This window comes from Geothermobacter hydrogeniphilus (genome assembly GCF_002898515.1).
Taxonomy (GTDB): Bacteria; Desulfobacterota; Desulfuromonadia; order Desulfuromonadales; family Geothermobacteraceae; genus Geothermobacter_A.
In genome coordinates, this window is record NZ_PPFX01000039.1 from 1 (window position 1) to 25,824 (window position 25,824).

General features: G+C 61.7%; 23 protein-coding genes and 1 tRNA gene. 11 read left to right on the forward strand and 13 right to left on the reverse strand.

From position 1 onward, the window contains the following. Positions 1 to 312: 312 nt before the first annotated feature. The 3 genes from C2E25_RS14000 to C2E25_RS14010 are packed head-to-tail and all read left to right on the forward strand — an operon-like array spanning position 313 to position 2,978. Positions 313 to 1,395 carry a hypothetical protein gene (locus tag C2E25_RS14000; protein WP_103116353.1) on the forward strand — a complete coding sequence of 361 codons (1,083 nt, stop codon included), beginning with the start codon at positions 313 to 315 and terminating at the stop codon, positions 1,393 to 1,395. Between the two features lie 9 nt (positions 1,396 to 1,404). Continuing rightward, a complete protein-coding gene (mqnB, locus tag C2E25_RS14005; protein WP_103116354.1) occupies positions 1,405 to 2,136 on the forward strand; it encodes a futalosine hydrolase in 732 nt (243 codons plus the stop codon). Positions 2,137 to 2,138: 2 nt separating this feature from the next. Further along, positions 2,139 to 2,978: a menaquinone biosynthesis family protein gene (locus C2E25_RS14010; RefSeq protein ID WP_103116355.1), complete on the forward strand. Its 840-nt coding sequence runs from the start codon at positions 2,139 to 2,141 to the stop codon at positions 2,976 to 2,978. Between the two features lie 302 nt (positions 2,979 to 3,280). On the opposite strand, the gene C2E25_RS14015 is transcribed toward C2E25_RS14010, so the two are convergent. The 10 genes from C2E25_RS14015 to otsB all read right to left on the reverse strand — a co-directional run bounded on the left by C2E25_RS14015 (position 3,281) and on the right by otsB (position 17,572). Continuing rightward, entirely contained in the window at positions 3,281 to 6,157 is a 2,877-nt protein-coding gene (locus C2E25_RS14015; RefSeq protein ID WP_103116383.1) for a biotin/lipoyl-containing protein, read from the reverse strand. Between the two features lie 60 nt (positions 6,158 to 6,217). Then, positions 6,218 to 7,942: an acyl-CoA carboxylase subunit beta gene (locus tag C2E25_RS14020; protein WP_103116356.1), complete on the reverse strand. Its 1,725-nt coding sequence runs from the start codon at positions 7,940 to 7,942 to the stop codon at positions 6,218 to 6,220. 487 nt (positions 7,943 to 8,429) lie between these two features. Then, positions 8,430 to 10,022, reverse strand: a complete 1,593-nt coding sequence (gene serA / locus C2E25_RS14025) for a phosphoglycerate dehydrogenase (RefSeq protein WP_103116357.1) — start codon at positions 10,020 to 10,022, stop codon at positions 8,430 to 8,432. A 176-nt stretch (positions 10,023 to 10,198) separates the two neighbouring features. Then, entirely contained in the window at positions 10,199 to 10,681 is a 483-nt protein-coding gene (locus tag C2E25_RS14030) for a PaaI family thioesterase (protein WP_103116358.1), read from the reverse strand. A 163-nt stretch (positions 10,682 to 10,844) separates the two neighbouring features. Then, positions 10,845 to 11,933, reverse strand: coding sequence for a 3-phosphoserine/phosphohydroxythreonine transaminase (serC, locus tag C2E25_RS14035; RefSeq protein WP_103116359.1), 1,089 nt, complete (start codon positions 11,931 to 11,933; stop codon positions 10,845 to 10,847). Between the two features lie 97 nt (positions 11,934 to 12,030). After that, complete coding sequence (locus tag C2E25_RS14040) at positions 12,031 to 13,395, reverse strand: DUF1015 domain-containing protein (RefSeq protein ID WP_233189439.1); 1,365 nt, start codon at positions 13,393 to 13,395, stop codon at positions 12,031 to 12,033. Positions 13,396 to 13,425: 30 nt separating this feature from the next. Beyond that, positions 13,426 to 13,698, reverse strand: coding sequence for a hypothetical protein (locus C2E25_RS14045; RefSeq protein WP_103116360.1), 273 nt, complete (start codon positions 13,696 to 13,698; stop codon positions 13,426 to 13,428). A 14-nt stretch (positions 13,699 to 13,712) separates the two neighbouring features. After that, positions 13,713 to 14,744, reverse strand: a complete 1,032-nt coding sequence (gene aroF / locus C2E25_RS14050; RefSeq protein WP_103116361.1) for a 3-deoxy-7-phosphoheptulonate synthase — start codon at positions 14,742 to 14,744, stop codon at positions 13,713 to 13,715. Positions 14,745 to 15,342: 598 nt separating this feature from the next. Continuing rightward, positions 15,343 to 16,776: an alpha,alpha-trehalose-phosphate synthase (UDP-forming) gene (locus C2E25_RS14055; protein ID WP_103116362.1), complete on the reverse strand. Its 1,434-nt coding sequence runs from the start codon at positions 16,774 to 16,776 to the stop codon at positions 15,343 to 15,345. Position 16,777: 1 nt separating this feature from the next. Continuing rightward, a complete protein-coding gene (gene otsB, locus C2E25_RS14060) occupies positions 16,778 to 17,572 on the reverse strand; it encodes a trehalose-phosphatase (protein ID WP_103116363.1) in 795 nt (264 codons plus the stop codon). 157 nt (positions 17,573 to 17,729) lie between these two features. Between otsB and C2E25_RS14065 the strand changes: the two genes are divergently transcribed. Then, positions 17,730 to 17,805: transfer RNA gene (locus C2E25_RS14065), tRNA-Phe, on the forward strand. Between the two features lie 192 nt (positions 17,806 to 17,997). After that, a complete protein-coding gene (locus C2E25_RS17535; protein WP_158247275.1) occupies positions 17,998 to 18,150 on the forward strand; it encodes a hypothetical protein in 153 nt (50 codons plus the stop codon). A 113-nt stretch (positions 18,151 to 18,263) separates the two neighbouring features. Here C2E25_RS17535 and C2E25_RS14070 read toward each other — a convergent pair whose 3' ends face one another. The 3 genes from C2E25_RS14070 to C2E25_RS14080 form a co-directional block, all read right to left on the reverse strand. Next, a complete protein-coding gene (locus tag C2E25_RS14070; RefSeq protein WP_103116364.1) occupies positions 18,264 to 19,058 on the reverse strand; it encodes an ABC transporter ATP-binding protein in 795 nt (264 codons plus the stop codon). 145 nt (positions 19,059 to 19,203) lie between these two features. Further along, entirely contained in the window at positions 19,204 to 20,091 is an 888-nt protein-coding gene (locus C2E25_RS14075) for an ABC transporter permease (protein WP_103116365.1), read from the reverse strand. A gap of 198 nt (positions 20,092 to 20,289) precedes the next feature. After that, positions 20,290 to 21,225: an ABC transporter substrate-binding protein gene (locus C2E25_RS14080; RefSeq protein WP_103116366.1), complete on the reverse strand. Its 936-nt coding sequence runs from the start codon at positions 21,223 to 21,225 to the stop codon at positions 20,290 to 20,292. Positions 21,226 to 21,452: 227 nt separating this feature from the next. On the opposite strand from C2E25_RS14080, the gene C2E25_RS14085 reads away from it, so the two are divergent. From C2E25_RS14085 to cbiQ, 6 genes are all read left to right on the forward strand, one after another. After that, positions 21,453 to 22,550, forward strand: coding sequence for an LbtU family siderophore porin (locus C2E25_RS14085; RefSeq protein WP_103116367.1), 1,098 nt, complete (start codon positions 21,453 to 21,455; stop codon positions 22,548 to 22,550). Positions 22,551 to 22,564: 14 nt separating this feature from the next. Then, positions 22,565 to 23,353, forward strand: a complete 789-nt coding sequence (locus tag C2E25_RS14090) for a DUF4198 domain-containing protein (protein ID WP_103116368.1) — start codon at positions 22,565 to 22,567, stop codon at positions 23,351 to 23,353. A gap of 12 nt (positions 23,354 to 23,365) precedes the next feature. Then, on the forward strand, positions 23,366 to 23,698 hold the full coding sequence (locus C2E25_RS14095; protein ID WP_103116369.1) for a hypothetical protein: 333 nt from the start codon (positions 23,366 to 23,368) through the stop codon (positions 23,696 to 23,698). Further along, entirely contained in the window at positions 23,695 to 23,979 is a 285-nt protein-coding gene (locus tag C2E25_RS14100) for a hypothetical protein (protein WP_103116370.1), read from the forward strand. Before C2E25_RS14095 ends, C2E25_RS14100 begins: the two co-directional genes overlap by 4 nt. Positions 23,980 to 24,224: 245 nt before the next feature. Continuing rightward, positions 24,225 to 24,848: a cobalt transporter CbiM gene (cbiM, locus tag C2E25_RS14105; protein WP_103116371.1), complete on the forward strand. Its 624-nt coding sequence runs from the start codon at positions 24,225 to 24,227 to the stop codon at positions 24,846 to 24,848. After that, positions 24,845 to 25,777, forward strand: coding sequence for a cobalt ECF transporter T component CbiQ (gene cbiQ, locus C2E25_RS14110; protein ID WP_103116372.1), 933 nt, complete (start codon positions 24,845 to 24,847; stop codon positions 25,775 to 25,777). Before cbiM ends, cbiQ begins: the two co-directional genes overlap by 4 nt. The last annotated feature ends 47 nt before the right edge of the window (positions 25,778 to 25,824 follow it).

Consider the following 25,824-nt stretch of genomic DNA (forward strand, 5'->3'; position numbering starts at 1 on the left):
AAGGGCAATGCTCTAATTTTTATATCGGCCTACCCACAGATTCTGCGGACGAGGCAAATATTTCAAGTCCCCGACCATCAGACCCCGGCCTGGTCGATCTTCCTCCGGCAACAACCGCCTTTGTTGACAGTGGCTGCCGTTTTAACTACCCTGAAACCGTGGTCCTGAAGCGATGAGCAGACGGACTCCGGACCCGTCAAATGAGTCGCGCGGAACGCGCAACTCAAGCAGTCTGAAAAAAGAATCCACCCGGGGCAGCCCTCGTGGCGGGGAGCCGCCCTGACAGATGCCGAAAACTGAAAAGGTCATTCATTGAGCAAATTTCCCTTCGATTTCCCCCTGGGCATCCAGCCCTGGCCACGCGAACTGCGCATCTACCGCCGACGGATGCGCGAAGGCTACCAGTTCGCGCAACTGGAGAATTCCAGCGATTGTTACCGGCTGACGGCCATGGCCGGAGCAGGCAAGATTCCCGCGCTGCTGCATGACTTTGCCCGCGTCTGCCTGGGAAACGAAGCCTTCCTGATTCTCGAATTCTATCAGGACGAGTGGCAGCAGGAAGACGGTTCACAACCGCCGCCGACGGTCTTTTACTCCCCCTACCTGCCGACCGATGAGTTGCTGGAGGTTATCGAACCTTACATGCAACGTCTGATCCACGACGGCTTTGTCGGCTTCGGACTGGCCAACAATCGCCTGGGCATGGAGCTGTTTTATTCCGAAGAAAAAATGCTCACCTGCTTCACCGGCAACCAGATCCAGGTGATGGACCTCTTTGCCCGGCATGGCCTGCCGCACAATCCGCAGCAGCTCTTTCCGGCCGACTTCGGCCATGACCATCTCTCGCTGCAATGCCACGGGCGGCAACTGCCCCCTTTCCTGGCCGGGTTCAGCCGCCGGGAACTGGACTACCTGGTGTTCTGCAACGAATTGACCGAACAACTCGACATGTACCCGGTTGAGGAATCCCTCTCCTTCTTCCTGTCCCGGAAGGAACAGGACCTGATTGAACAGCACCTGAGACAGCACGACGAGTTCGCCGCCTTCGCCGAAGAGGATTTCGGGGCATTGATCCTCGACTGGAATGACTTTGTTGATGAATGCAGCCAGATCTTCGAAGGCGACCTGTGGGAATACCAGCAGGGGCTGAAGCTGCGCGACATGCTGCAGTACGTGATTGAGGCCATGCCCGGACAACTGCGGCAGAAACTGCAGGGGATCCTCGCCGACCCCGACGAACGCTTCCGCAAGGCCCTCGTCGACCGCCGCAAGCGGTTGCACGCCACGCGCGATGTCAGGCTGCATGGCGAACAGTTCTGGTACCAGGGCGTGGTCCGCAACCAGGGTTCCAGCCTGCGCCGCGACCTGATCCGCCACGGCTGGTACAAATCCTGACCCGCCGCCATGCTCGCCCTGATCGCCGCCACCTCGTTTGAAACCAAACTGCTGCGGACCCGACTGCAGAAAAGCGACCCGCTGCCGGGGCGTTTTCCACTGTTCCACGGCCAACTGGCCGGGCAGGAGATCCTGCTCGCTCACAGCGGCGTCGGCAAAGCCAACGCCGCCGCCTGCACCGCCATCCTGTTGAGCCACCGGCAGCCCCGGGCGCTGCTCAACCTCGGCTGCGCCGGCGCCTACCCCAACTGCGGTCTGCGGATCGGCGACCTGGCCCTGGCCGACGGCGACATCCTCGCCGACGAGGGAAGCGACTCACCGGCGGGCTTCCTGGGCATGGAGGAGCTCGGGCTGCCCCTGCTGCGCCGCCCGGAGGGGGATCTCTTCAACCGGATGCCGACCGACCCCGAGCTGTTCCGCAACGCCGAATCCCTGCTGCGGAAATGGGCGAGTGACCAGGATATCGGCTTTGCCACCGGTCCCTTCGCCAGTGTCTCGACCTGCACCGGCACCGACCTGCAGGGCCGACAGCGTCAGCAGGCCGGCGGCGTCCTCTGTGAAAACATGGAGGGCGCCGCCATCGCCCTGACCGCGGCGCGTTTCGGCTGTCCACTGCTCGAACTGCGCGGTATCTCCAACCTGGCGGCGCGACGTGATCCCGATCAATGGGACATCCCGGCAGCCTGCCGGAACGCCGAACGCGCCCTCCTCCACCTGTTGCGGAACTGGCCGCGGAGCTGACGATGTCCAATCCTTTAAGCCTGGGTTACTCACCCTGCCCCAATGACACCTTCATCTTCTACGCCCTGGTTCACGGCAAACTGGCCGGCGCGCCAAAGGTCAGGGAACGGCTGGAGGATGTCGAAACCCTCAATCAGCTGGCCCGCCGGGGCGCTCTCGACCTGACCAAGATCTCCTATCACGCCCTCGGCCACCTGCGCCATGAATACGCTCTGCTGCGCAGCGGCGGGGCCCTCGGTCGTGGCTGCGGGCCGCTGCTGGTCAGCTCCCGGCCCTGCGATATCGAGGAACTGCGCACCACCTGTATCGCCATTCCCGGCGAACTGACCACCGCCAACCTGCTGCTGCAGCTGCACGGCGAGGGGTTTGCCCGCACCCGTGCCATGCCCTTCGACCGGATCATGCCGGCAGTGGCTGCCGGTGAATTCGCCGCCGGGGTGATTATCCACGAATCCCGCTTCACCTACCGGCAGCACGGCCTGCACCAGATTCTCGATCTCGGTCAGTGGTGGGAGCATGAAACCGGCTGTCCGATCCCCCTCGGCGGCATCCTGGCACGCCGCTCCCTCGGCGCCGAGCTGATCGAACGGGTTGATACCGCCCTCAAGGCCAGTGTCGACTACGCCTTCGCCCACCCCGATGAACCCCGCGATTACATCCGCGACCACGCCCGGGAGCTGGATGACGAGGTGACCGGCAGCCACATCCAGCTCTACGTCAACGCGTTCTCCCGCGACCTCGGCAACGAAGGCATTGCCGCCGTCGAACAGCTCTTCTCCCGCGCCGAAGCCCGCGGCCTGATCCCTCCCTGCGACCTGCCGCTGTTTGTCTCGCCGGGCTGAGCCCGGAACCCCACCCCCCTGCTGCGCTGCGCTTGCTTCCCCCCTATAAAATAGGGGGGATTGAGGGGGGCCCCCTGGAAGGGCGAGGGATTCGCCAGATCAAGGCGCGTTCCGATGAATGCGGAGGCGTAGCTGCCGCTACGTCGCACAAATGAAGAGGGGCGCAACACCGAGCATACCCCCCTGCTGCGCTGCGCTTGCCTCCCCCCTATAAAATAGGGGGGATTGAGGGGGGTCCCCAAGACAGAAAAGCCCCGCCGGAACCGGCGGGGCTTTTCTGTCTTTAATTACTGTGCGTGATCTCAGAGCACAGCGGCCAGGTACTCAGCGGTCTGCGCCCGTTTTTCCCGGGCGATCTCCTTCGGATCGACTTCAACGAATTTCTCGTCCGGGGTGACCTTGAAGATCGGCTGGCCCTTCTGGACAATGACACCGTCGCCACCCTCGATAAGAATCTTGTCGACGGTTCCGGCGAAGGGCGCGGGGATCTTGTTGAACATCTTCATCACCTCGAGGATGAAGAGCGGCTGACCGGCCTCGAAATGGTCACCTTCCTTGATGAAGGGTGGCATCCCCGGAGCTTCCTGGGCATAGTACATGCCGCCACCCGGAGTGACGATCTCGTCGGCCTTGGTCGCCGGCGGCGGAACCAGCACCTTCTTCATCGCCGCCTGCAGTTCGGGATCGTGCAGGTACTCGGGAATGGTCACTTCGAGGTCATCCTCAACCCGGAAGTCGAAGAAATCGGTCTTGCTGGCGATCATGAAGAGCATGCCGAACAGCTCGTTGCCGAGTTCGTAACCGCAATGGGCTTCCCGGATCGCCGCCCAGGTCTGCTGATCATAACCCCCCTGCGGTTTCTCCTGTTCCAGCAGTTCCCTCAGCTTGATGAATTCGCCCTTGTCCAGGCCGAACGCCTCGCGCAGCTGGGCATAGAATTTCAGCGCCCCCTGCAGCAGTTCGTTGTCGTGCGACCAGATCACTTCGGCTGCCGGGCGGGTTTCGTCATAGCTCATGTTGAGATACGCGTAGGTCTCTTCCAGCACCACCAGCGGATTGCGCAACCAGACCAGCTTGCCGTTTTCGATGGCAAAACTCCTGCGGTTGAGACTCAACCAACCGGAGAGCAGATGCGGGTCATTGAGCAGCACCTCCATCGGCCGGGTCAGCAGGGTTCCCTTGCGGTCAAGGGTTTCGGAAACCGCCCTGGCAGTCTCCTTGTCCCCGCCGTAAAGCTTGGCAAAATGTTTCTTCATCGAAATGAAGGCGTAGACAACATCATTTTTCTGCGCCTCTTCCTTGAGCCTGCCGACCAGGGTCAGGTAGGGGACGACAAAACGGGTAGTCGGCTTGGCCATCACGTTCTGGCCGAGGAACCAGTTGACCAGCCCGTAGTGAAACTCGAGGTTGGTGGCCAGGTTGGTGCCGCGCAGCACGGTGTTGCGGAGGACTTTGGCAAGGTGTTCGTAGCTGGCCCGGCGGTCATCCCCCTTGGTCAGCAGCAGGGCGATGTTGGAGTCGTAGGCACCGGAGACATTGTAACGCATGAACAGACCGGTGTCGGGGTTGGGAAAGCAGATCCCCTGGTCGTCGCGGATCTCACCCTCGATCGGCTTCGACCAGTTGCGGATCACGCCGCCGGCACTCGGTGACAGGGAACAGTCGGTGGCGTTGAGGCGGGCCTCGACCGAGGCGCCGAAACGTGGCAGGCGCTCGGGACGCGGCAGGCGGTCCTTGTGCTCGGCAAGCAGCGCCATCGCTTCGACCAGCGATTCGACAATGAAGAAATCATCCTTATCCTCGGGGTTGGTGAACTTGAGCTTGTAGACCAGCTCGGTCACCCGGTGTTCGACCTGGATGCGGGTGTTGACCTCCATGAAGTAGTGACGGTCGCGGTCGACGATGCACTCGAAGGTCGAGGCCGAGTCGAGACCGACGGCGGTACCGAAACGCTCCGACTGTTCCTCCATCCGCTTGAGGACCTGGAGATCGGTTTCCAGGGCCGCAGCCTGGTCCTTGAGACCAGCCTGTCTGGCCTTCTCGATCTCCAGCGCCAGGCCTTCCTGGGTAACGGAGACTTCCAGCAGTTTCTGCTCGTGCATCTGCAGCGAGCAGTCGCGGCCGCCGAGGGCGATGCACCAGCTGCCGTTGCCGAGCAGCTGGATCTCGTTGTGGCGGGTCTGCTCGATGTTCAGCTCGATCAGCACGTTCTTGTTGTCGCCGACGCCGTTGGCCTTGACTTCGAGCAGCACCTCGCGGGTCAATTCCGGGGCGTCCGCGGCCGCCTTTTTGATGTCAGCGTCGCTCGGGTTCTTCTTGGTCAGCAGTGAGGCGCCGAGAATCCGCTGTCCCTTGCCGCCGCCACCGCCGATCGCCTTGAGGCGGATGCGGGCGCCGGGGTAGTTCCGGAACATCTCGGCGCACTCTTTTTCCACCTGCGCGCAGAGTTCGTCGATGGAGAAGAGATCGATACCTTTCTCGTAGGAGGCGAACAGGATCTGGTCGGCCAGCTCCTCCAGGGAAAGTTTCTCGTCATCCAGCAGCTGCCGGTCGACCGCGAGCCCTTCGGCCTTGACCATCGCCAGCAGCGCCTCACGGCTCGGGTACTTGCTGACCAGGGTACGGGCGGTGACATTGTCGATTCCCGGTGTCACCGAAACATCGACCTGCAGGGCGGTCCTCTTGGCCTCGTCCTTCTTGCCGGCGGCCCGCTGGGTGGCGGCGCAGGGACCGATGAACTTCAGGCCGGCATCCTCGATCGCCTGCACGAACTCGTCATCCTCGGCCATGAAGCCGTAGCCGGCAAAGACCGAATCGTAACCGTTGTCACGGGCGATGGAAATGATCTGGTTGATCCGCTCGACGCGCTCTTCCTTCGAGGCCCCGGAGTAATCGGGCACCCGGTGAACGCGGCTGGTATCGGTCAGGCGTTTCAGTTCGGGAGAAAGGGCATTCGGATAGACGATGGAGTCCTTTTCCGAAAGCAGGATCCCGTAGTGGCGGATGCCCATCTCCTCATAGACCGTCATCGCCTCCAGGCGGATCGGTCCGCGACAGACGATCAGCGGCTTGAGATTCTCACAGGAGAAGGACCGAACCCACTCCGAAGAGGCGTTTCCCAGGCGGCGATCGCGGTGGATCAGCGGATTGTTCGCGTAATAGTCAGTTGTCTGTGCCATCGGTTTTATCTCCACGTCGAAACCTTGATTCGCTTTCATCATCAAATCCTTGTCGCCCCCTTAATGGAATTCGCGCTGCACGCCCTGCCAGGCCGAAGGCCGGTAGTGGCGGAGCAGGAAATGCAGGTTTTCACCCACCACCTTGCGCAGGTCGGCGGGCATGACCAGGGACGAGATCGAACCGAGAGCGAGGCCCTCCTTGGGATTCATCAACTCTTTCTCGTAACGCAGGTTCAGGACCGCTTCCTCGCCCTTGAGCCATTCAGCCACTTCGGCCTCGGCATCCTTCCTCGCCGCTTCGCCCTCCATGCCGGCCTTGACGCGTTCTTCGGCCGCCTGCTGGACCCGCTGCGGGACCGAGCCGCGCAGCTTGCGCAGTTCGGACTTGTAGACGAATTCCTTGCCGGCCGGACCCATGACCGCCAGGCGGGTGGTCGGCAGCGCCAGCACCACGTCGGCGCCGGTCGGATAGTTGTTGTAGGAGGCGTAGGCGCCGCCGAAGGCGTTGCGCAGGATCAGCAGGATGCGCGGGGTGCGGACATCGACGATCGAATCGAGCATCGAGCGGCCGGCCTGGACGATGCCGCGGGCCTCCTGGTCGCGCCCGGGGAGGAAACCGGTGGTGTCCTCCATGAAAATCAGCGGAATGTTGTAGATGTTGCAGAAACGCACGAAACGGGCGATCTTCAGCGCCGAGTCGCAGTCGATCTGTCCCGAGGCGACCGCCGAGTTGTTGGCAACGAAACCAACCACGTGGCCGCCGAGACGGCCGAAGGCGGTGATCGCCTCGCGGGCGCGGGTCGGCTGGAGTTCAAAGTAGTCGCCGTGGTCGCAGATCTGCTGGATGATGATCGAAACGTCGAACGGGGTGTTGAACCCGGTCGGCGAGTTGAAGGCCTTCTTCAGCAGGGTGTTGATCTCCCAGGTCTTGCGGTCGAGAGGATCGCTGGTCTCCTGGAAGGGCGCCGCGCTGTGGTTGTTGTCGGGAACGTAGCTGAGCAGCCTAACCGCGGTGCGCAGGGCGGCGGTTTCGTCGGCCACCGTCAGATCTGCCACCCCTGAGGCGCCGTGGACCTTGGGACCGCCGAGGTCCTCGGGGGAGATATCCTCGCCGAGCACCGACTTGACCACCCCCGGGCCGGTCAGGCCGAAGAAGGTGTCTTCCGGCTGGATAACGAAACTCCCCTGGCGCGGCAGGTAGGAACCGCCGCCGGCGTTGAACCCGAACATGCACATGATCGAGGGCACCACGCCGCTGATCTTGCGCAGCGCGGTGAAGGCCTCGGCATAACCGTCGAGGCCGCCGACCCCGGCCGGGACGAAGGCGCCGGCGGAGTCGTTCATGCCGATCACCGGAATGCCCTTTTCACCGGCCATGTTGAACAACCGGGCCAGCTTGCGGCCGTTGGTGGCATCGATGGAGCCGGCCCGCACGGTGAAATCGTGACCGTACAGCGCCACGTCACGACCGTCGATATTGAGAATGCCGGTCACCAGCGAAGCACCGTCAAGGTTCTTGCCCCAGTTCTGAAAGAGAATGTTCGGCTCGTTCTGGGTCAACACCTTGATCCGCTCCCAAACCGTCATCCGCTGCTTGAAGTGCTGCTTTTCAATCTGGCCGACGGGAACCGATTTTATCGGGCGTTGAATGAGGTCATAGCCTTCCTTCATGACCTCTTCGTAACCACCGGCCTGGCCGGCAATCTCTCCCGGGATGGTGAACTCGACCTTCTCGGGCGGAGTCAGGGGATTGCTCAATGAGGGTTTAATCGCTTTCTGGGACATGGCACATCCTTCTATGAGATGGGATTACGCTGCCAGACGGCAGCCTGTTGACGTCACGCGCAGCCGACAACCGGGCCACAGATTTAGAACATCGTTTTTCGCAGATCGACCTAAAAAAGCAGAAAATGCGCTAAATTGTCAAGGGAATTTTTAATCACAATAAAATTCAAACAAGCCCGCTGAAGAACCGGAACAGCCGAGAGATTGCCCATCATCCGCCGGCGGATCCGAAGCGGGAAAGGGCGGGCTGAAACCGGTGACAACCCTTGATTCCGGCGAGTCGAAGCGGTTCAGCGATGTTTTGTTTCCGGCCTCTCCAAATCCCGCCGTCGGACGGAACGGCAATCACCCGGCAGGGGCGTCGAAGGCGAGATGGATATTTTCTTGTCATTAAAACCGGGTGCAGAGGGAGCCTGCGCCCGATAAAAAAGCCCCACCGCCTGTTCGGGGGGTGGGGCTTTCTGTGACGGCCGGCAGATACAGCTTTTTATTTGGGCAGGCTCACAGCACGGATGTAGTCGGGCTGGATCGCCGCGGTGATTTCAGCGATCGTTGCCTCATCCACCCGCGAGTCAGTGGAAAAAACCACCAGCGCCTCGCCGCCCTTTTCACGGCGGCCGAGATTCATGTTGCCGATATTGACTCCGGCATCGCCGAGCAAAGTACCGATCTTGCCGATCAGCCCCGGACGATCCTGGTAGCTGAGGACCAGCATGTGCTCTTCGGGACGGAAATCGGTATCAAAATTACGCATCTTGACGATCTTCGGCCGTCCCTCGAAGAGGGTTCCGGCGATCACCCGCTTGCCGGTCGGGGTTTCCAGCGCCAGACTGACAACATTGGAATAGGATTCGGTCTCGGTGGTCCGCACCGCTTCGACCTCGATGCCCATCTCGCGGGCGATCAGGCCGGCGTTGACCAGGTTGACCTCGCGCTCGGTGTGACGGTTGAGCAGCGCCGCCAGGCCGCAGACGGTCAGGGGAGTGCAGTCGTAGCGCGCCAGTTGACCGCTGTAGGTGAAGGTCACCTTGCGCGGGTTGGGCGGTGCCAGCTGCGAAATGAAGTTGCCGATGGTCGAGGCGAGCGCCATGAAGGGCTTCATGTGCTCCATCAGGTCGGGATCGAAGCGCGGGATATTGATGGCGTTGGTCAGCGGCTTGCCGTCGAGATAGGCGAGGATTTCCCGGCAGACATCGATGGCGACATTCTTCTGCGCCTCGAAGGTATTGGCGCCGAGATGCGGCGTCACGACCATCTTCGGATGCGCGATCAGCTTCTTCAGAGTCTCGCTGTCGGGCGGTTCCTGGCTCCAGACATCGAAGGCGGCGCCGATCACCTTGCCGCTTTCGAGCGCCTGCAGGGTTGCGTCCTCGACGTAGATGCCGCCGCGCGCGCAATTGACGATCAGCACTCCGTCCTTCATCCGCTCGAACTGCGCCGGGCCGATCATCCCCTTTGTCTCCTCGTTGAGCGGCGTATGCACGGTAATGATATCTGCCAGCCGCAGCAGATCATCGAGCTGCACCAGCCTGACGCCGAAATCCTCGGCGCGCTTTTCGGAAATATAGGGATCGTAGACCACCACATCCATCTCGAACGCCCGGGCGCGGCGGGCGACGCGGCCGCCGACCTTGCCCATGCCGATGATGCCGAGGGTCTTGCCGCGCAGTTCATGCCCGGTGAAGGGCGCCCGCTGCCAGTCGCCGCTCTTGAGGTTGTCGTTGGCCACGGTGACATTACGGCAGAGGCTGAGCAGCAGGGCGAAGGTGTGTTCCGCCGCCGAGTTGGTGTTGCCGGTCGGAGCGTTGACGACAATGATCCCGCGCTCGCTGGCGGCGTCGATATCGACGCTGTCAACGCCGACCCCGGCGCGGGCGACGATCTTCAGGTTTTCGCCGGCTTCGAGCAGAGCCCGGTCGACCCGGGTACCGCTGCGGGTGATGATGGCGTCATAGGCGCCGATCTGCGCGCGAAGTTCTTCGGCCGACAGCTTCAGCCGGACATCGACACTGACCCGGGGATCCTCCTCCAGCAGCTGCAGACCGCTGTCGGACACTTCATCGGTAACAATGACCTTCATCTGAAAGGCTCCTTCAAAAGTCTGACGGGAAATGCCGGCCGGCCTCTCCCGTCGTGGAAATAATTGTTCAGGTCGGGCTGCCGGGATGCCAAGGGGGCCGCTCTCGGCCCGGATTCCGGCTGATCCGCCCGTTCCAGCGCATGGTTCGGTGATTCTAGGCCCCCGCCGGAGACCTGTCAATGCTTGCCGGCGAGCTCCGCGGCGGCCTGTTCGGGGATGGTGATGCAGAGGCAGTCGGCCTCGGCGTAGACCGTATCACCATTGCAGATCCGGCCGCGCACCATGACCTTGCGTCCGGAAGTGGAGAGAATCTCGCTCTCGACCGTGACCACCTGCTGCAACGGCAGCAGATTACGGAAATCGACATTGAGATTGCCGACCACGATCGGGTAACCGGCCGCCCAGGCCGCCAGCCCGAGGACCTCGTCCATCACCGCTGCCATGCTGCCGCCGTGGGCATGACCGGGCGGGCCCTCGGTTTCGGGACCAAACCAGATCCGCGCCCGCAGGGCACCTTCGGCGTTGCGAAAATAACGGACCCGGTAACGATCTCCTTCGGGCTCACCGGAGACGAAACGCAACGAAGCGCCGACCAGCGAGGGGGCATCGAACTCAGTCCAGCTTGATTCACCACTTAAGTCAACAGGGGGCATGGCCATCGTCAGGGTCTCCTCGATAAACAGTGATTTATGGTTCAACACAGCGGCACAGAGCTGGAAAAAGGCTGAAGACTTTCCGGCCAGAGCCTGAATCAGCCGAACGATTCCTCCGCTCTCCGGCTCTGCCCCTCTCCGCCTCCGCGTTGAAATTATCTTGCTTTCTCTAACCGTTCCTGCGGGCGAACTCTTCCATGAATCCGGCCAGTGCCTCGACCCCGTCCAGCGGCATGGGGTTGTAGATCGAGGCCCGCACCCCGCCCAGGGCGCGATGCCCCTTGAGGGCATAGAGCCCGGCGGCCCCGGCCTCGGCCAGGAAAGCGGCTTCCAGCTCCGGTGTCGGCAGGGTGAAGGTGACATTCATGATCGAACGATGCTCGACAGCGGCGCAGCCGCGGTAAAAATCCCCCGCGTCGATCACCCGGTAAAGCCGCGCGGCCTTCTGCCGGTTGCGCGCCTCGATGACATCGAGGCCGCCCTGTTGCCGCATCCATTCCAGCACCAGCTTGACCACGTAGATGGCAAAGGTATTGGTGGTATTGGTCAGCGAATCATCCTCAGCGGCGCGCGTGTAGTTGAGCAGCAACGGGGTCTTTTCATCGGCACTGCCGAGCAGGTCGTCGCGTACCACCACCAAGGCCATCCCCGCGGGGCCGAGATTCTTCTGCAACCCGGCATAGACCAGGCCGAAACGGCTGAAATCAAGCCGTCGGCCGAGAATTTCCGAAGTCTGGTCGGTCACCAGCGGCACATCGCCGGAATCGGGAAACTGCTGCCACTGGGTGCCGAACACGGTATTGTTGCTGGTCAGATGCAGGTAGGCGGCCTGCGGATCGATTGTCTCCGGATCGACTTCGGGCAGGCGGGCATAACTGCAGTCGACGCTGCTGGCGATCACCCGGACATCGGCGTAGGGAACAGCGTCGCGGTTGGCGATTTTGGCGAAATTGCCACTTTCGACATAGAGACAGGTGCGCGAGGGGCTGCGTCCGGCCAGGTTCATCGGCAAGGCGGCAAACTGCATCCGCGCCCCGCCGTGGATGAACAGGATGCGGTAATTCTCCGGCAGCCCGGTCAGCTGTCGGAAAAGGGTCTTGGCCTCGCCGAGAAGGGCCTGGAACTCACCGCTGCGATGGCTGATCTCGACCAGCGAGACCCCCATGCCGTTGAAATCCAACCACTCTTCGCGGATGCGCTCCATCACCGGCGGCGGCAGCATCGCCGGCCCGGCACCGAAATTCCATACCTGAGACATCTGTAAACTCCTCAGAACAGCAAATCGGCCAAGGGCTAAGGGCCAAAGGCTAAAGGTTTCCCTTGGCCTTTGGCCCTTAGCCTTTCAGCCGCATTTTTCATTTGATCTTCCGGCACTCCAGGTAGAACCGCTTCTCGTCGGCCTCGCCCATGGAGAAGGTCTTGCGCGGCAGGGCGCCGTCGAGGATGATGGTCCGGAAGAGTTCGAACTTGGAGAGCGCCGGCAGGTAGAAGCCGGCATTGCCCGCCCGGCTGCCGAGCTCCGTGACCACGTCGGCACCGTGAATGTAATCGATGCGGATATCTTCCTGCGCCGCCAGCTGGTCCAGAAACGCCTGCAGCGTGCCGACCGCCAGGTTGCTGGTCGGCCGACCGATCTCGGCCACTCCGCAACGACCGCCGGCAATCAGCGGCAGACGGTGAACACCCTCCCTGACCGCCTGATCAACCTCAGCCATGACCGCCTCGACCGAATCCAGCTCCTGCCAGACGAAGCCGCAGCCGAACTGCTGATAATAAGCCTCCATCCGCACCAGCAGCTGCGTCGCCTCAATGCCGAACAGCACCCGGTGGATGGCTTCGAATTCGAGACCGGGATCGTGCAGGTTGACCAGCTCGACCAGGGCCCAGCGGGCGGGGTGATCCATGATCTCGGCCGGATCGGAAGCCGCGGTCTTGAGCTGCTCCCAGATCGCTTTGGCGGTGGCGAAGGAGTGGTTGCCGTCCCCCATGGCGTAAAGCAACGGCGACTGGTTTTCGACCTGGTAACGCGCGGCAAAGGCTTTCGGTTCCGCCAGAGCAGCGAGAGCATCGGCGACCTGCCGCAGCAGTCGTTGTTCACCGACCTGCCAGCCGCGCAGGTAACCGCCGCCGGCCATCAGTTCGAAATCGTACAGCACCGGCAGCTGCTCTTTGAACAACGGCTCGATCACCGTCTGCCCGGGATCGTCGATCAGCACCATGATGTGCGGCAACTCCAGACAGGCCTGTTCCCGCACCTGGATGCGCGGCGGCAACCGGTCGAGAATGGTTCCCTCGGTGGCACGGATCAGGCTGCCGGACCCGGGCCGATAATCGTACTGCTCCAGGTCAAGAGCCACCATCAGGCCCTTGCGTGACGGCACCTGGGAGGTTCGGCGATCAACCAGCACGAAGCCTTCCGGCAACGGACGCAGCACTCCCTGGTCAAGGTAATCGCGCATCGTCTTGTTGATGGCACGGATCCGCTCCACCTTGCCCGGCTGCTCAAGATAGACCTCAGGAAAGGTCAGCTTCAGCGTCGACGGGGACTCGCCGACCCGTTCCGCGACCTGTTGCCAGTAGGAGGGCTGCGAGGTGTACTGGTCACAGGCGATGACCGCCCACTTGGCCAGGTCAACATTGTCGTGCGGCAGCAGAATCTGCGGGGCGCGCAGCCCGATGGCGGGGAAATTCATGGCACTGTCCTCGATTGTTTGATGCATTCGCAAAACTCTTGGGATGGTTGAACCAGCCTATTTGATCCGCTTCAGATGACTGCCGGCCGAAGGATCGGGCGGCGGATCGGTTGGCGGTTCGGGTTCTTTTTCCGGCTCGAGTTCGGCATCCAGGTTCGGCAGGCTGTCTTCACCGAGCATGCGCTGGACGGCGTCGGCAATGCTCAGGCACTGCTGCATGCAGACCTTGTGCGCCGGGCAGGTCGAACAGTCCGCCTGGCCGCCGGCGGCCCTGAGGGCATGGATCACCAGTTCGACACTCTCGATCTGGGTCAAGGGAATCAGGTACATCTCTATCCCGCCTTTCAGTCCCCTGTCGCCAGGGAGCGCTCGGCCACCTCGGCATAGGCGGCCAGTTTTTTCATCATCGCGGCGAAATCGGCCGGCTTCAGCGACTGTGGACCATCGCTGGCCGCCTCCTCGGGACACGGATGGACCTCGACGATCAGCCCGTCGGCTCCGGCCGCCACCGCCGCGTAGCACATCGGCGCAATCAGACGGGCATGGCCGGTGGCGTGCGAGGGATCGACAATCACCGGCAGATGGGTCTGGCTCTTGAGAACCGGCACCGCCGAGATGTCGAGGGTGTTGCGGGTCGCGGTCTCGAAGGTGCGGATGCCGCGCTCACAGAGGATCACCCGCCGATTGCCCTCGGAGAGAATGTACTCGGCGCTCATCAGGTACTCCTGGATGGTGGTCGCCATCCCCCGTTTGAGCAGGATCGGCTTGTCGAGCTGGCCAAGCATCTTCAGCAGGGCGAAATTCTGCACGTTGCGGGCCCCGACCTGCATCACATCCGCGTAGCGGGCCACCAGTTCGACGTCACGCGGATTGACCACCTCGGTGACGATCGGCAGACCGGTTTCCTCACGCGCCGCGGCCAGCAGCTTGAGCCCCTCTTCCTCCAAACCTTGGAAAGAATAGGGCGAGGTGCGCGGCTTGAAGGCGCCGCCGCGCAGCAGCCTGGCCCCGGCCGCCTTGACGGCATGCGCGCTCTGCAGAATCTGCGACTCGTTCTCGACCGAGCAGGGCCCGGCCATGACGATGAACTCATCCCCGCCGACACACAGGCCGGGAACGATCTCCACCAGGCTCGGCTCCGGCTTGACTTCGCGGCTGGCGAGCTTGAAGGGCTTGAGGATCGGCACCACGTTGTCGACCCCGGACAGCGACTGCAGCGACTGCAGCACCGCCTTGCCACGCTCGTCACCGACGGCGCCGACCACATTGCGGGTCGCGCCATGGATGACGTGCGGCTTGTAACCGAGTTCGCGAATCCGTTTCTTGACCTCGGCCAGTTCCTGCCTGCCGGCCCCCGACTTCATGACGATAATCATTTTTATTCACTCCGTCTGCATCGATGTTGAGTTGCACCTGAATCAGTGAGTTTCTGTTGGATGGAGAGTGCAAGTGCTTGGTCTGCATGAGATTTCCAGAAATCTGAAGCGCACCCATAGGTTCGCTGGTGATTTCTGGGAAGCTCAGACAGATCAATGACTTGTGCTATCCGCCGACAAGGAGCTCACTGATTCAGGTTCCAGTCATCCCGGGCTGCCGGCGCCCGAGGTCAACTTTCGTCCATCGATCCAAAACGAAAAAAACCACGGGAAGCCGGGGTCGGCCAGCCCATGGTTTGCGAATTGTAACAGAGCGCGGGGTCTAGAACATTGGCGTTACAATCGGTCCATGGCCGGGCGACCGCAGATAAAGCTGCCGCCGGAAAAAAAGCTCATAAACCAGGAGAAACGCTGACGCATGTGACAGACTCCGCGTTGATGGAGCCTGTTTTCTACCAGAATCGGCGCGGAATGGCAAGGATGAAACCTTGAATCAGTGAATCCCTTGTCGGCAGACAGCACAAGTCATTGATTCAGGTGAAAAGCCGGGCGAACCGGAAGCCGCGCCCCGCGAAACGGTCTTTGCCGCCCCCGGCCGTCAGCCATGCATATGGCCGCGCAATGCCTTCAGGAACTGGCCGACCCAGCGATGCACGTCGTTGCGGCGCAGGTCGCCGCGCAGCCGCCGCATCCGCTGCTGGCGCTCTTCGAGCGGCATGTGAAAGGCATGACAGATCGCCTCAGCGGTGCCGTCGACGTCGTAAGGATTGACCAGCAGCGCGGCATTGCCCATCTGGTCGGCGGCGCCGGCGAATTCACTGAGGATCAGCACGCCGTTGTTGTCAAGAGAACAGGCACAGTATTCCTTCGCCACCAGGTTCATGCCGTCCCGCAGCGGGGTGATCAGGGCGATTTCGCAGGTACGGTAATGGGCCAGCAGCTGCACCGGGTCGAGGGAACGGTAATGGTAATGGATCGGCACCCAGCCGGCCTCGGAAAAGCGGCTGTTGATGCGCCCGGATTCGCGATCGAGAAGTTCCTTGAGATCACGATATTCCGGTACCAGCGTCCGGCTCGGAACCACCACCTGCAACAATGAACAATGTCCCACCAGCGCGGGATCGAGTTCCAGCGCCCGCTCAAAAGCGAGAAACCGCTGCGGCAGCCCCTTGGTATAGTCGAGCCGGTCGATGCCGAGAATCAGCTGCCGCCCCGCCAGCTTTTCATGCAGGAACCAGGCGGCCTCGTCCACCTCGTGGGTGCGGGCCCGGTTTTCAAATTCACGACTGTCAATACTGATCGGAAAATGACCCGCCTTGACCACCCGCTCACCGTAACGCAGCAGCGAGTGGGACCGGCGGCGACCGATCACCTCGACTTCCGGCAACAGCATGTTGGCACTATTGACGAAGTTGCGCCGATCACGCAGGGTCTGGAAACCGATCAGGTCGTAGGCCAGCAGGCCGCGCAGCAGTTCCTGCTTCCACGGCAACCGGCGCAGCAGGTCGGGCGACGGAAAAGGGATGTGAAGAAAATAGCCGAGCGCCTGCCGCACCCCGAGACGCCGCAGTTCCTCCCCGACCAGGGCCAGCTGGTAGTCCTGGACCCAGATCAGGTCATTCTCGTCGGCCCGCCCGGCAACGACTTCGGCAAAGCGCCGGTTGACCTGCTGGTAGGACCGCCAGTTTTCGGTCGAGAAGCGGCACTGGCCGAGCATATCGTGAAACAGCGGCCAGAGGGTTTCATTGGAAAAACCGAGATAGAACCTGTCAACCTCCTGCTGGCTGAGGGGCACGGATGCCAGTTGATAGCCCTCGGCCTCGCCGAACTGGTCAAGCAGCGGTTCGACCGGCGCCTCGTCACCACAGCCCGGCCAGCCGACCCAGAGCCCCTTGTTGGCCTTGATGACCGGCGCCAGTGCGGTCACCAGACCACCTGCGCCGGCACTGACCTGCCAGCGATCCTCGTCCCGACGAAGAACGATCGGCAGTCGATTTGAAACCACCAGCAACCGCTGTCCCGATGTCATCATCTCACCCTCCATGGCGGCAGACCCTGAGCCAGGTCCGCAGAAATTCAAGCAACTGATCCGGCGGTCGCAGCCGGCACGACGCCCGACTGGCGCGCGGCTGTTCGCGCACCAGGATGCCGACATCCCCCTCGCCCAGGACGGCAAAGGCATCCTCGTCGGTCAGATCGTCGCCGAGATAGACCGCCAGGGTTCCTGATGGTGATTCGGCACGCAATTCCCGCACCGCGTCCCCCTTGGTCCGTCCCGGACAGCGTAGCTCCAGGCCTCCGTCAAAGGGATGCAGCTGCAGGTCGTTGTCCGCCGCCAGAGTTGCCCACTCGCGACCGGCGATTTCCTCCAGCCGCGCTTTGCGCGCCTCATCGAGTCCCCGCCAATGGATCGCCAGCGAGGCCGGCTTGCGCTCCAGGTGGGTTTCGATCCCGGCCTTGACGGCCCGACTCCAGGCCCGCTGCAGGCAACCTTCGACACTCACCGGCAACTCAACCCGACGGATGTCCCCGCCCGCCAGGCGCCGCTCCCAACCGTGACAGCCCCAGATCTCCGGCAGCGGCTCAAGCTGCAGCAGCGGCGGCATGTCGGCCACCGCCCGCCCGGTGACAATCACCAGCCGAGTCCGTTGCAGAACCAGCAGTTCGGACAGCAGTTCCCGAATCCCGGGATAGGGAAAAGCCCGATCCCGGTCGGGAACAAACGGCGCCAGAGTGCCGTCATAATCAAGCATCAGCAGCCGTTGCGACGCGCGTTCGACACGCAGCCAGAAATCAGCGGGCAACCCGGCGGTCGGTATTTCAGACAAGGCTCTCTCTCCATGCCAGTTCCACCCCCGCGGTGGATTCAGGGATTAGTTATACCATACCCGGCACCATGGACCGACCCCGTTCCCGCAACGGCCGATCGCTTCCTCTTTTTACTTGACACTCCCGGCACCTTTGGCTATAAACAGACCTCGTTTCGCCCAGGTAGCTCAGTCGGTAGAGCAGAGGACTGAAAATCCTCGTGTCGGCAGTTCGATTCTGTCCCTGGGCACCACGCAAATATAGAAGCCCCCGCGATACCGACCGCGGGGGCTTTTTTGTTGCCCTGCCAGAAATTTTTCGAACTCTCCCTTGCTTGAGTCCAAATTATTTACTGTGATATCGCGAAATTGACGATAAAAGCCGTTATAATGGAAACACACAACCCTTTCAGGGTCTTCCGGAAACCCGAGCACGAGGAGAAACAATGATGAAAAAGTTTGCTGCCTTGATTTTGACGGTTATGCTGGCCCTCTCCCTGGCCGCCTGCGCGACAACAAAGGGCGGCGACACCATGAAGGTCAAGTGCCCCGCCTGTGGATATCAATTTGAAGTGCCTGCTGACGGCGGCGGCAGATAATTCCCGTGGATAACTTTTCGAACTCAGACCTGCACTCTGCTTTCGATCAGCACCACGGGCGTTAGCCCCCTCGCGGCTTACGGCGGCCGGAAACCTCGTTTCCGGCCGCCGACTCATACCAGCAGCATCCGGTCTGAATCGAAGGTCTCACCGCGAACGGCATAAAATCTCTGCAGCAACCCCTCCACCGTCATCCGGTCCTTCTCCTCTCCCGAAATATCGAGAATAACCCGCCCACCATGGAGCATGATCAGCCGGTTGCCGAGTTGCAGCGCCTGGCGCATGTTGTGAGTGACCATCAACGCCGTCAGGTGCAGTTCGGCAACCATTTTTTCAGTCAACTCCAGAACCTGCAGCGCGGTCTTCGGGTCGAGGGCGGCGGTATGCTCATCGAGCAGCAGGATCTGCGGCCGCACCAGGGTGGACATCAGCAGGGTCAGAGCCTGTCGCTGGCCGCCGGAAAGCAGTCCGACCTGGTCCTTGAGCCGCTCTTCAAGACCAAGGCCGAGTTGAGCCAACTGGCGGCGAAAAGCATCACGGTCACGGCGCCTCACTCCCAGGCCGAGGCCATGCGGTCGTCCCCTCCGGGCGGCCAGGGCCAGATTCTGCTCGATGGAGAGACTGCCGCAGGTCCCTTTCAGCGGGTCCTGAAAAACCCTGCTGATCAACCGGGCCCGGCGATGTTCCGGCCAGGAGGTGACATCACAGTCATCAATAACGATCCTCCCGCCGTCAATCGGATAACTGCCGGCCAGACAGTTGAGCAGGGTACTCTTGCCGGCGCCGTTGGAGCCGACCACGGTAATGAAATCACCGCGCCGCACCTGCAGATCGATGCCGCCGAGGGCCAGCACCTCGTTAACGCTGCCGCGGTGGAAATATTTGCTCAGCCCGCTGATACCGATCATTTCTGATGCCTTCTAAAAAACCTGGCTAAGCAAAAAGTGCCGGCAGCAAGGCGCGCGATTGCCGAGCAATGCGGCGTAGCTGCATACGTCGAAGCCGCGAGAGCAGGCGCAGCAACGCCGCTACTGGTGAGTTTTTGCGACGCCATCATCGCCACAGCACCTTGCGCCGCAGTTGCGGCAGAATCAGGGCACCGACCACCAGCAGCGCGGTCAGCAGGTTGAGGTCGCTCGGGGTGAAGGAAAAAGATCCCAGCTTCAGGCTCAGGGCCAGGGCGATGGCGAGCCGGTAAACCGCCGAACCGAGCAGCGCCGCCAGCAGCGCCCGGCCGACACTGCGGCAACCGAACAGGGTCTCGCCGACGATCACCGAGGCGAGGCCGGCAACGATGGTGCCGATCCCCATGTTGACATCCGCCGCCCCCTGGCTCTGGCAGAGCAGTGCGCCGCTGAGCGCGGCCAGTCCGTTGGAGAGACCGACGGTGAAAATGATGACGTGGTCAGCGTTGACTCCCTGGCTGGTGATCATCTGCCGGTTGGCCCCGGTTGCCTGAATGGCCAGACCATAAGCGGTATGCAACAGCCAGAACAGGCCAAGCAGGCCGAGGCAGGAAAGAACGCCGAACAGCAGCGGCGCGGCTGCAAAGGGGCCGAGACCAGCATTCAGCAGCGGATCGAGGACCGTCGGCTTGCCGAGCAGGGTGACATTCGGCGCCCCCATCACCCGCAGGTTGATCGAATAAAGGGCGATCATGGTGAGAATCGAGGCCAGCAGGTGCAGGATGCCGAACTTGGTGTTGAGAATGCCGGTCACCATGCCGGCCAGGAATCCGGCACCGAGGGCCAGCAGCAGCGACACCCATGGGTCAACGCCGGAGCTGATTGCCACCGCCGAGACCGCCGCTCCCAAAGGCAGACTGCCGTCGACGGTGAGGTCGGGAAAATCGAGCACCCGGAAAGTCAGGTAGACCCCGAGGACCAGGAAGCCGTAAGCGAACCCCTGTTCGAGGGCGCCCATAAAAGCGTAAAAGGTCATGAGATTTTTCGCCGCCAGGACGCCAGGAGATTCAAAGGCCTTTTAGCGCAGAGGCGGGGAGGGGCAGAGACGGAGAGAAATCCTTTGTCCGGGTTTAAACCCAAAACTGATTTAGGTTTCTCTGCGTCTCCACCTCTCTGCGCCTCTCCGTTAATAAGGTTTTCTTGGCGTGCTTGGCGTCTTGGCGGCCCAAGGAATTTATTCGACGATTTTATCGGCGTTTTTCAGCTGCGCGTCGCTGATCTTCAGGCCCATTTTTTCCGCCGAGGCGGGATTGAGATGGATTTTGAACTCGCGCAGGGTCTCGACCGGCATGGTGGCGGGGTCGGCGCCCTTGAGAACCCGTCCGACCATCTCGCCGGTCTGACGGCCCATCTGGTAATAGTCGACGGCCAGTGCCGCGATGGCGCCTCGTTTCACCGAATCGGTGTCGGCGGCGAAAACGGGCAGCCTGTTCTGTTGCCCAACCTTGACAATGGCCTCGAAAGCCGAAACCACGGTGTTGTCGGTCGGAATGTAGATCGCGTCGGCACGACCAACCAGGCTCTTGGCCGCCTGGGTGACACCGGCCGAGTTGGAAACCGTCGCCTCCTCCACCCGCAGACCTCTTCTGGCAGCCTCTTCTTTCAGCACCTTGACGATGGTCACCGAGTTGGCTTCACCCGAGTTGTAGATCACGCCCAGCGTCTTCGCCCCCGGAATAAAACTCTGAATCAGCTCAATCTGCCTGCCAACCGGGCTCATATCGGTGGTGCCGGTAATGTGCCCGCCCGGCTTCTCCAGCGACGTCACCAGCCCGGCGCCGACCGGGTCGGTCACCGCGGCGAAAATAATGGGAATGGTACGGATCACCTGGGCGCAGGCCTGGGCGGTGGGAGTGGCGATGCCGACCGCGACATCCGGCTGTTCGCCGAGCATCTGCCGGGCAATCAGGTTGGCCGTGGCGATGCTTCCCTGGGCAATATGGTCATGGTAGTTGACCTGGAAACCCTCCGCCTTCAATTCATCCTTGATCCCCTGGCGCAGGGCATCAAGAGCCGGATGCTCAACGATCTGGTTGAACGAAACGGTATAGTTGCGGGCGGCAGCCGGCACCGACAACAACAAAAAGACAACAACAAGCAGGCGCTTCATATTCTACTCCTTGAAAAGTTCATGGTCTGGCAAATCAGTTCAATCTATGCGAACCGGCGGGGAGGGTCAAGCCGGGAACCGAGTAACACGTTATTTTTATTCGTGCTATTTTTAGCTTGACAGAATAATTGGAATCTCCTAAAGTGCTACGAAATTTTTATTCGTGCTATTCGCAGACTGTTGAAGATCACAACGCAACCCTCACCCTGTCGACTTCGGGACATTTCATGCTGCGCATCCTGACACTGATTGCCGTCATTCTGCTTGGGACAGCTCTTCCGGCCCTGGCCGCCCATCCGGACACCAAAAGCGACATTGAAAACCTCAAACAACGCATCCGCACCCTGGAAACGCAACTGGGGCAGCAGCCGGCAACGGAAGGCCCCTTCTCCCTGCGACCCCTCAACAGGTACCTGACCTTCAGCGGCCTGCTGGAACTCGAAGCGAGCTACAACAAGGTCGAAGGGGGCGATGAGAGCAGCGACCTGAACCTGGCCACCGCCCAGCTTTCCACCGAGGCCGCCATCAACGACCGGATCAACGGCCATCTTATCCTGCTGTACGAGGAGGATGGGTCCGGCAATGAGAGCATCAAGGCCGACGAGGCGGTCATCAGCCTGAGCTGCCCGCAACCCCTGTTCGGCCAGACCCCCGCCTTCCACGGCGGTAAAATGTACATCCCCTTCGGCAAGTTCAACAGCTCCATGGTCAGCGACCCTCTGCCTCTCGATCTCGGGGAAACCAACGACACCGCAGCCATGTTCGCCCTGGAAGGATCGCTGTGGAACCTGAGTCTCGGCGTCTTCAACGGGGAAACGGACAGTCGCGACGACAACAACCGGATCGACAGCCTGGTCGCCGCGCTCGAAATCAGCCCGCTCGAGAACCTGAGGTTCGGATTCTCCTGGCTCAGCGACCTGGCAGAGAGTGACGCCGGGCTGGTGGCGGACACGAATCTTTACAGTTCAAGCGTTCCCGCGGCCTCGGCCTTTCTCTCTCTGGCCTTTAACCATGTTGACTTTGAAGCGGAAATCCTCGGCGCTCTGGACGATTTCGACCGACCGCTGGTCGGACGGACCGACCTGACCGGGGACCGGCCGCTGGCCTGGGATATCGAGGCAACCTGGATGCCGACCGACCGGGCGCAGCTCGTGGCGCGGGCCGAGGGGGCCGATGATTTCCAGGACGACCCGATCCGTTTCGGCGTCACCGGCTCCTACGGCATCTTCGTCAACACCGTGGTGGCCATAGAATATCTCTACACCGACCCGGAGACCGCCCCGAGGAACCACTCTGTTACCGGTCAACTCGCTTTCGAATTCTAAACCTGGAGGGCCCGATGCGAAAATCACTTATCCTGTTCTCTGTCCTGCTGCTTGCCGCCACCCCCTGCTACGCGCATTTCGGCACCCTGATCCCGTCCAACGACATCATCACCCAGGCCGACAACAAGACCCTCGGCCTGCAGGTAAAATTCATCCACCCGATGGAGGGCCATTATATGGAAATGGCCAAACCGAAGCAGTTCGGGGTGATGCACAACGGCAGAAAAACAGACCTGCTCGACTCCCTGCGGGCGGTCAAGGGGCAGGGGCCCGGTCAAAGTGGACAATTCACCTTCTGGCGCGGCGACTACAAGATCCGTCGCCCCGGCGACTACACCTTCTTCGTCAAGCCGACTCCCTACTGGGAACCGGCCGAGGACAAGTTCATCGTCCATTACACCAAAGTCTGCGTCGGCGCCCTCGGACTGGAATCGGGCTGGGATCAGCCGGTCGGTCTGGAGACCGAAATCATTCCCTTGAGCCGCCCCTACGGGCTCTGGAGCGGCAACCTCTTCTCCGGCCGGGTCCTGCTCAAGGGGAAGCCGGTCCCCTACGCTGAAATCGAGGTTGAATATCTCAACGAGGCTGCCGAAGGGGGTAAAATCCACCCGCCGTCCGATCCCTTTGTCACCCAGGTGATCAAAGCCGATGCCGACGGCGTTTTCCACTATGCCATGCCGAAGGCCGGCTGGTGGGGGTTCGCCGCGCTGTCCGATGCGGACTGGAAATTGCAACATGACGGTGTCGACAAGGATGTCGAAATCGGTGCCGTCTACTGGGCCCACACCACCGAACTGCAATAGGAGCTAGTGAGCATGCGTATCGCCAAACTGCTGATTTTCACACTGCTGCTGAGCCTGATGACGGCCGGGCCGGCTCTGGCCCACAAGGTCAACCTATTCGCCTATGTCGAAGACGGGAAAATCTTTACCGAGAGCTATTTCCCCGACGGCCGGAAGGTCAAACAGGGAACGGTCGAAATCCGCGACAGCAGTGACCGACTGCTGACCACCGGCACAACCGACGACCAGGGGCTCTTCAATTGCCCCATCCCCAAGGTCGATAACCTGACCATCATCATCAAGGCCAGCATGGGGCATAAAAACAGTTACCGGCTCAAGAAGGCCGAGGTCGAGGACGGGCAATGATGACCGGAATCCGCCGCACCACCCTCGCAGGGCTGCTCTTTTTCTGCCTTGCGGCCCCGTCCACAGCCATGGCCGTGGACGACTGCGCGGCCCGAATCAAGCAACTTGAACAGAAAAACGCCCGTCTGCATAAGCAATTGCGGCAGGTCAAAAGAGAGTTGGCCAGAGAGCAGACAGAAGAGCAGGAAGCCGGCTGGCCCCAGGTGCTCGGCGGCATCGGTATCATCTTCGGCCTCAGCGGCGTGGCGATGATGGTGAGCGCGAAGAGAAATACCAGGTAATCGGGCCGCCAAGGACGCCAAGAAAACCTTTTTTAACGGAGAGTCGCAGAGAGGGAGAGGACGCAGAGAAAACCAATAGCAGTTTTTGGTTTTAAGCCCAAAAGATTTTCTCTCCGTCTCTGCTCCTCTCCGCCTCTCCGTTAAATAAGTTTTTGACCTTCTGGGCGTACTTGGCGCCTTGGCGGCCCAAAGCCTTTGGCCTTTAACCTTTGACCTTGAACCTTTAACCTTTGGCCTGACTTGTTATGCATATCTCCGACGGGGTTCTCCCCACCACAGTCGCCCTCGGCAGTTATGCTCTCAGCGCCGTCATCGCCGCCTGGAGCCTGAAACGCACCCGCCCCGAGGCCTTGCCCAAGGTGGCAGTGGTCACTGCGACCTTTTTCGTCGCCTCGCTGATCCACATCCCCTTCGGCCCGACCAGCGTCCACCTGCTGCTGCCGGGACTGGTCGGGGCGCTGCTCGGCGCGAGCGGTTTTATTGCCATCCTGGTCGGGCTGCTGCTGCAGAGCCTGCTGTTTCAGTTCGGGGGGCTCACGGCGCTCGGCGCCAACGCCCTGATGATGGGACTGCCGGCACTGGCGTGCGGTTTCTTCTTCCATCGCTTCAAGGGAAAAACGGCGAAACGCCAGATGCTGGTCGGCGGTCTCTGCGGCGGTCTCGGCACCATGCTGGCCGCGCTGCTGCTGGCCTGCCTGCTGACTACCGGCGGCGAGGATTTTTTCGGCGTCGCCAAGCTCGCCCTGGCCGCCCATGTACCGGTGATCATCATCGAGACGATCGTCACCGCTCTGACCGTCTCTTTTCTCTCCCGCGTCAAACCGGAACTGCTGCAGGCTCCGTTTCAAACCCGCCGGAAGATGCCATGACCCCGCAACCGATCATCCTGCCCGGCTGGAGCCTGGCCGGCGGCCTGCTGCTGTTGCTGCTGATGGGTGGCGCCAGCAGCTGGGGCATTCGACGCCTGGTACGCGGCGCCCGGCAACGACGTAAAGGAGAGCCGGACTGGTCCCTGCCGCAACTTGACGGCGCCACCGCCGGCGACTCGCCGATCCATCGCTGGGAGGTGCGCTGCAAGCTGGTCGGAATGCTCGGTTTCGCCTTCCTGGTTGTCTCTCTGCAAGATCTGCGAACAGCGGCGGTCGCCGGCGCGATCACCCTGTCACTGCTGTTCGTCACCCGCCTGCCCTTCGACCGTTCCCTGGCGCGGCTGCTGGCGATGAGCGGTTTTCTCGGCATGTTCCTGCTGGTGATGCCCTTTTCCGCCCCCGCCCACCCCGGCGATACCCTGATCCAGTTCGGCAACCTGGAGTCCCTGCCCTGGAACCTGCGCGGCCTGCACAAGGCGGCGACCATCTGCCTCAAGGCCTGCGCCGTGGCCCTGCTGATGGAACCGCTGCTGGCCACCGCGCCGCTCACCCGCACCCTGCAGGGGCTGCGCCGACTCGGCGTTCCGGCCGCCATCGGCCAGATGCTGCTGCTGGCGCATCGCTACAGCTACGTCTTCAAACACGAAGCCTGGCGGATGGCGTCCGGCATGCGGCTGCGCGGCTTTCAGCCCGGCAGCAACCGACGCGCGCTCGGCGCCTTCGGCAACTTCCTGGGGATGCTGTTCGTGCGCAGCTTCGAACGCACCGAACGTGTTTACGACGCCATGCAGGCCCGCGGCTACCGCGACCGCTTCCCCGAACCGGAACCGCAGCCGGCAACGGCAAAGGATCTGCTGCTGGCCGGGTTCTTCCTGCTGCTCGGCGTCGCTCTGCTGCTGGCCGACCGATGCTATTTTTCAACCTTTTAACGGAGAGACGGAGAGGTGCAGAGCGGGAGAGGCCACAGAGAAAACCA

What these genes read in the sequence shown, in the direction of transcription:
- mqnB (WP_103116354.1), top strand. Translation starts at nt 1,405, where the DNA reads ATGCTCGCCCTGATCGCCGCCACCTCGTTTGAAACCAAACTGCTGCGG.
- C2E25_RS14010 (WP_103116355.1), top strand. Translation starts at nt 2,139, where the DNA reads ATGTCCAATCCTTTAAGCCTGGGTTACTCACCCTGCCCCAATGACACC.
- C2E25_RS14015 (WP_103116383.1), bottom strand. Translation starts at nt 6,157, where the DNA reads ATGGCACAGACAACTGACTATTACGCGAACAATCCGCTGATCCACCGC.
- C2E25_RS14020 (WP_103116356.1), bottom strand. Translation starts at nt 7,942, where the DNA reads ATGTCCCAGAAAGCGATTAAACCCTCATTGAGCAATCCCCTGACTCCG.
- serA (WP_103116357.1), bottom strand. Translation starts at nt 10,022, where the DNA reads ATGAAGGTCATTGTTACCGATGAAGTGTCCGACAGCGGTCTGCAGCTG.
- C2E25_RS14030 (WP_103116358.1), bottom strand. Translation starts at nt 10,681, where the DNA reads ATGGCCATGCCCCCTGTTGACTTAAGTGGTGAATCAAGCTGGACTGAG.
- serC (WP_103116359.1), bottom strand. Translation starts at nt 11,933, where the DNA reads ATGTCTCAGGTATGGAATTTCGGTGCCGGGCCGGCGATGCTGCCGCCG.
- C2E25_RS14040 (WP_233189439.1), bottom strand. Translation starts at nt 13,395, where the DNA reads ATGCATCAAACAATCGAGGACAGTGCCATGAATTTCCCCGCCATCGGG.
- C2E25_RS14045 (WP_103116360.1), bottom strand. Translation starts at nt 13,698, where the DNA reads ATGTACCTGATTCCCTTGACCCAGATCGAGAGTGTCGAACTGGTGATC.
- aroF (WP_103116361.1), bottom strand. Translation starts at nt 14,744, where the DNA reads ATGATTATCGTCATGAAGTCGGGGGCCGGCAGGCAGGAACTGGCCGAG.
- C2E25_RS14055 (WP_103116362.1), bottom strand. Translation starts at nt 16,776, where the DNA reads ATGATGACATCGGGACAGCGGTTGCTGGTGGTTTCAAATCGACTGCCG.
- C2E25_RS17535 (WP_158247275.1), top strand. Translation starts at nt 17,998, where the DNA reads ATGATGAAAAAGTTTGCTGCCTTGATTTTGACGGTTATGCTGGCCCTC.
- C2E25_RS14070 (WP_103116364.1), bottom strand. Translation starts at nt 19,058, where the DNA reads ATGATCGGTATCAGCGGGCTGAGCAAATATTTCCACCGCGGCAGCGTT.
- C2E25_RS14075 (WP_103116365.1), bottom strand. Translation starts at nt 20,091, where the DNA reads ATGACCTTTTACGCTTTTATGGGCGCCCTCGAACAGGGGTTCGCTTAC.
- C2E25_RS14080 (WP_103116366.1), bottom strand. Translation starts at nt 21,225, where the DNA reads ATGAAGCGCCTGCTTGTTGTTGTCTTTTTGTTGTTGTCGGTGCCGGCT.
- C2E25_RS14085 (WP_103116367.1), top strand. Translation starts at nt 21,453, where the DNA reads ATGCTGCGCATCCTGACACTGATTGCCGTCATTCTGCTTGGGACAGCT.
- C2E25_RS14090 (WP_103116368.1), top strand. Translation starts at nt 22,565, where the DNA reads ATGCGAAAATCACTTATCCTGTTCTCTGTCCTGCTGCTTGCCGCCACC.
- C2E25_RS14095 (WP_103116369.1), top strand. Translation starts at nt 23,366, where the DNA reads ATGCGTATCGCCAAACTGCTGATTTTCACACTGCTGCTGAGCCTGATG.
- C2E25_RS14100 (WP_103116370.1), top strand. Translation starts at nt 23,695, where the DNA reads ATGATGACCGGAATCCGCCGCACCACCCTCGCAGGGCTGCTCTTTTTC.
- cbiM (WP_103116371.1), top strand. Translation starts at nt 24,225, where the DNA reads ATGCATATCTCCGACGGGGTTCTCCCCACCACAGTCGCCCTCGGCAGT.
- cbiQ (WP_103116372.1), top strand. Translation starts at nt 24,845, where the DNA reads ATGACCCCGCAACCGATCATCCTGCCCGGCTGGAGCCTGGCCGGCGGC.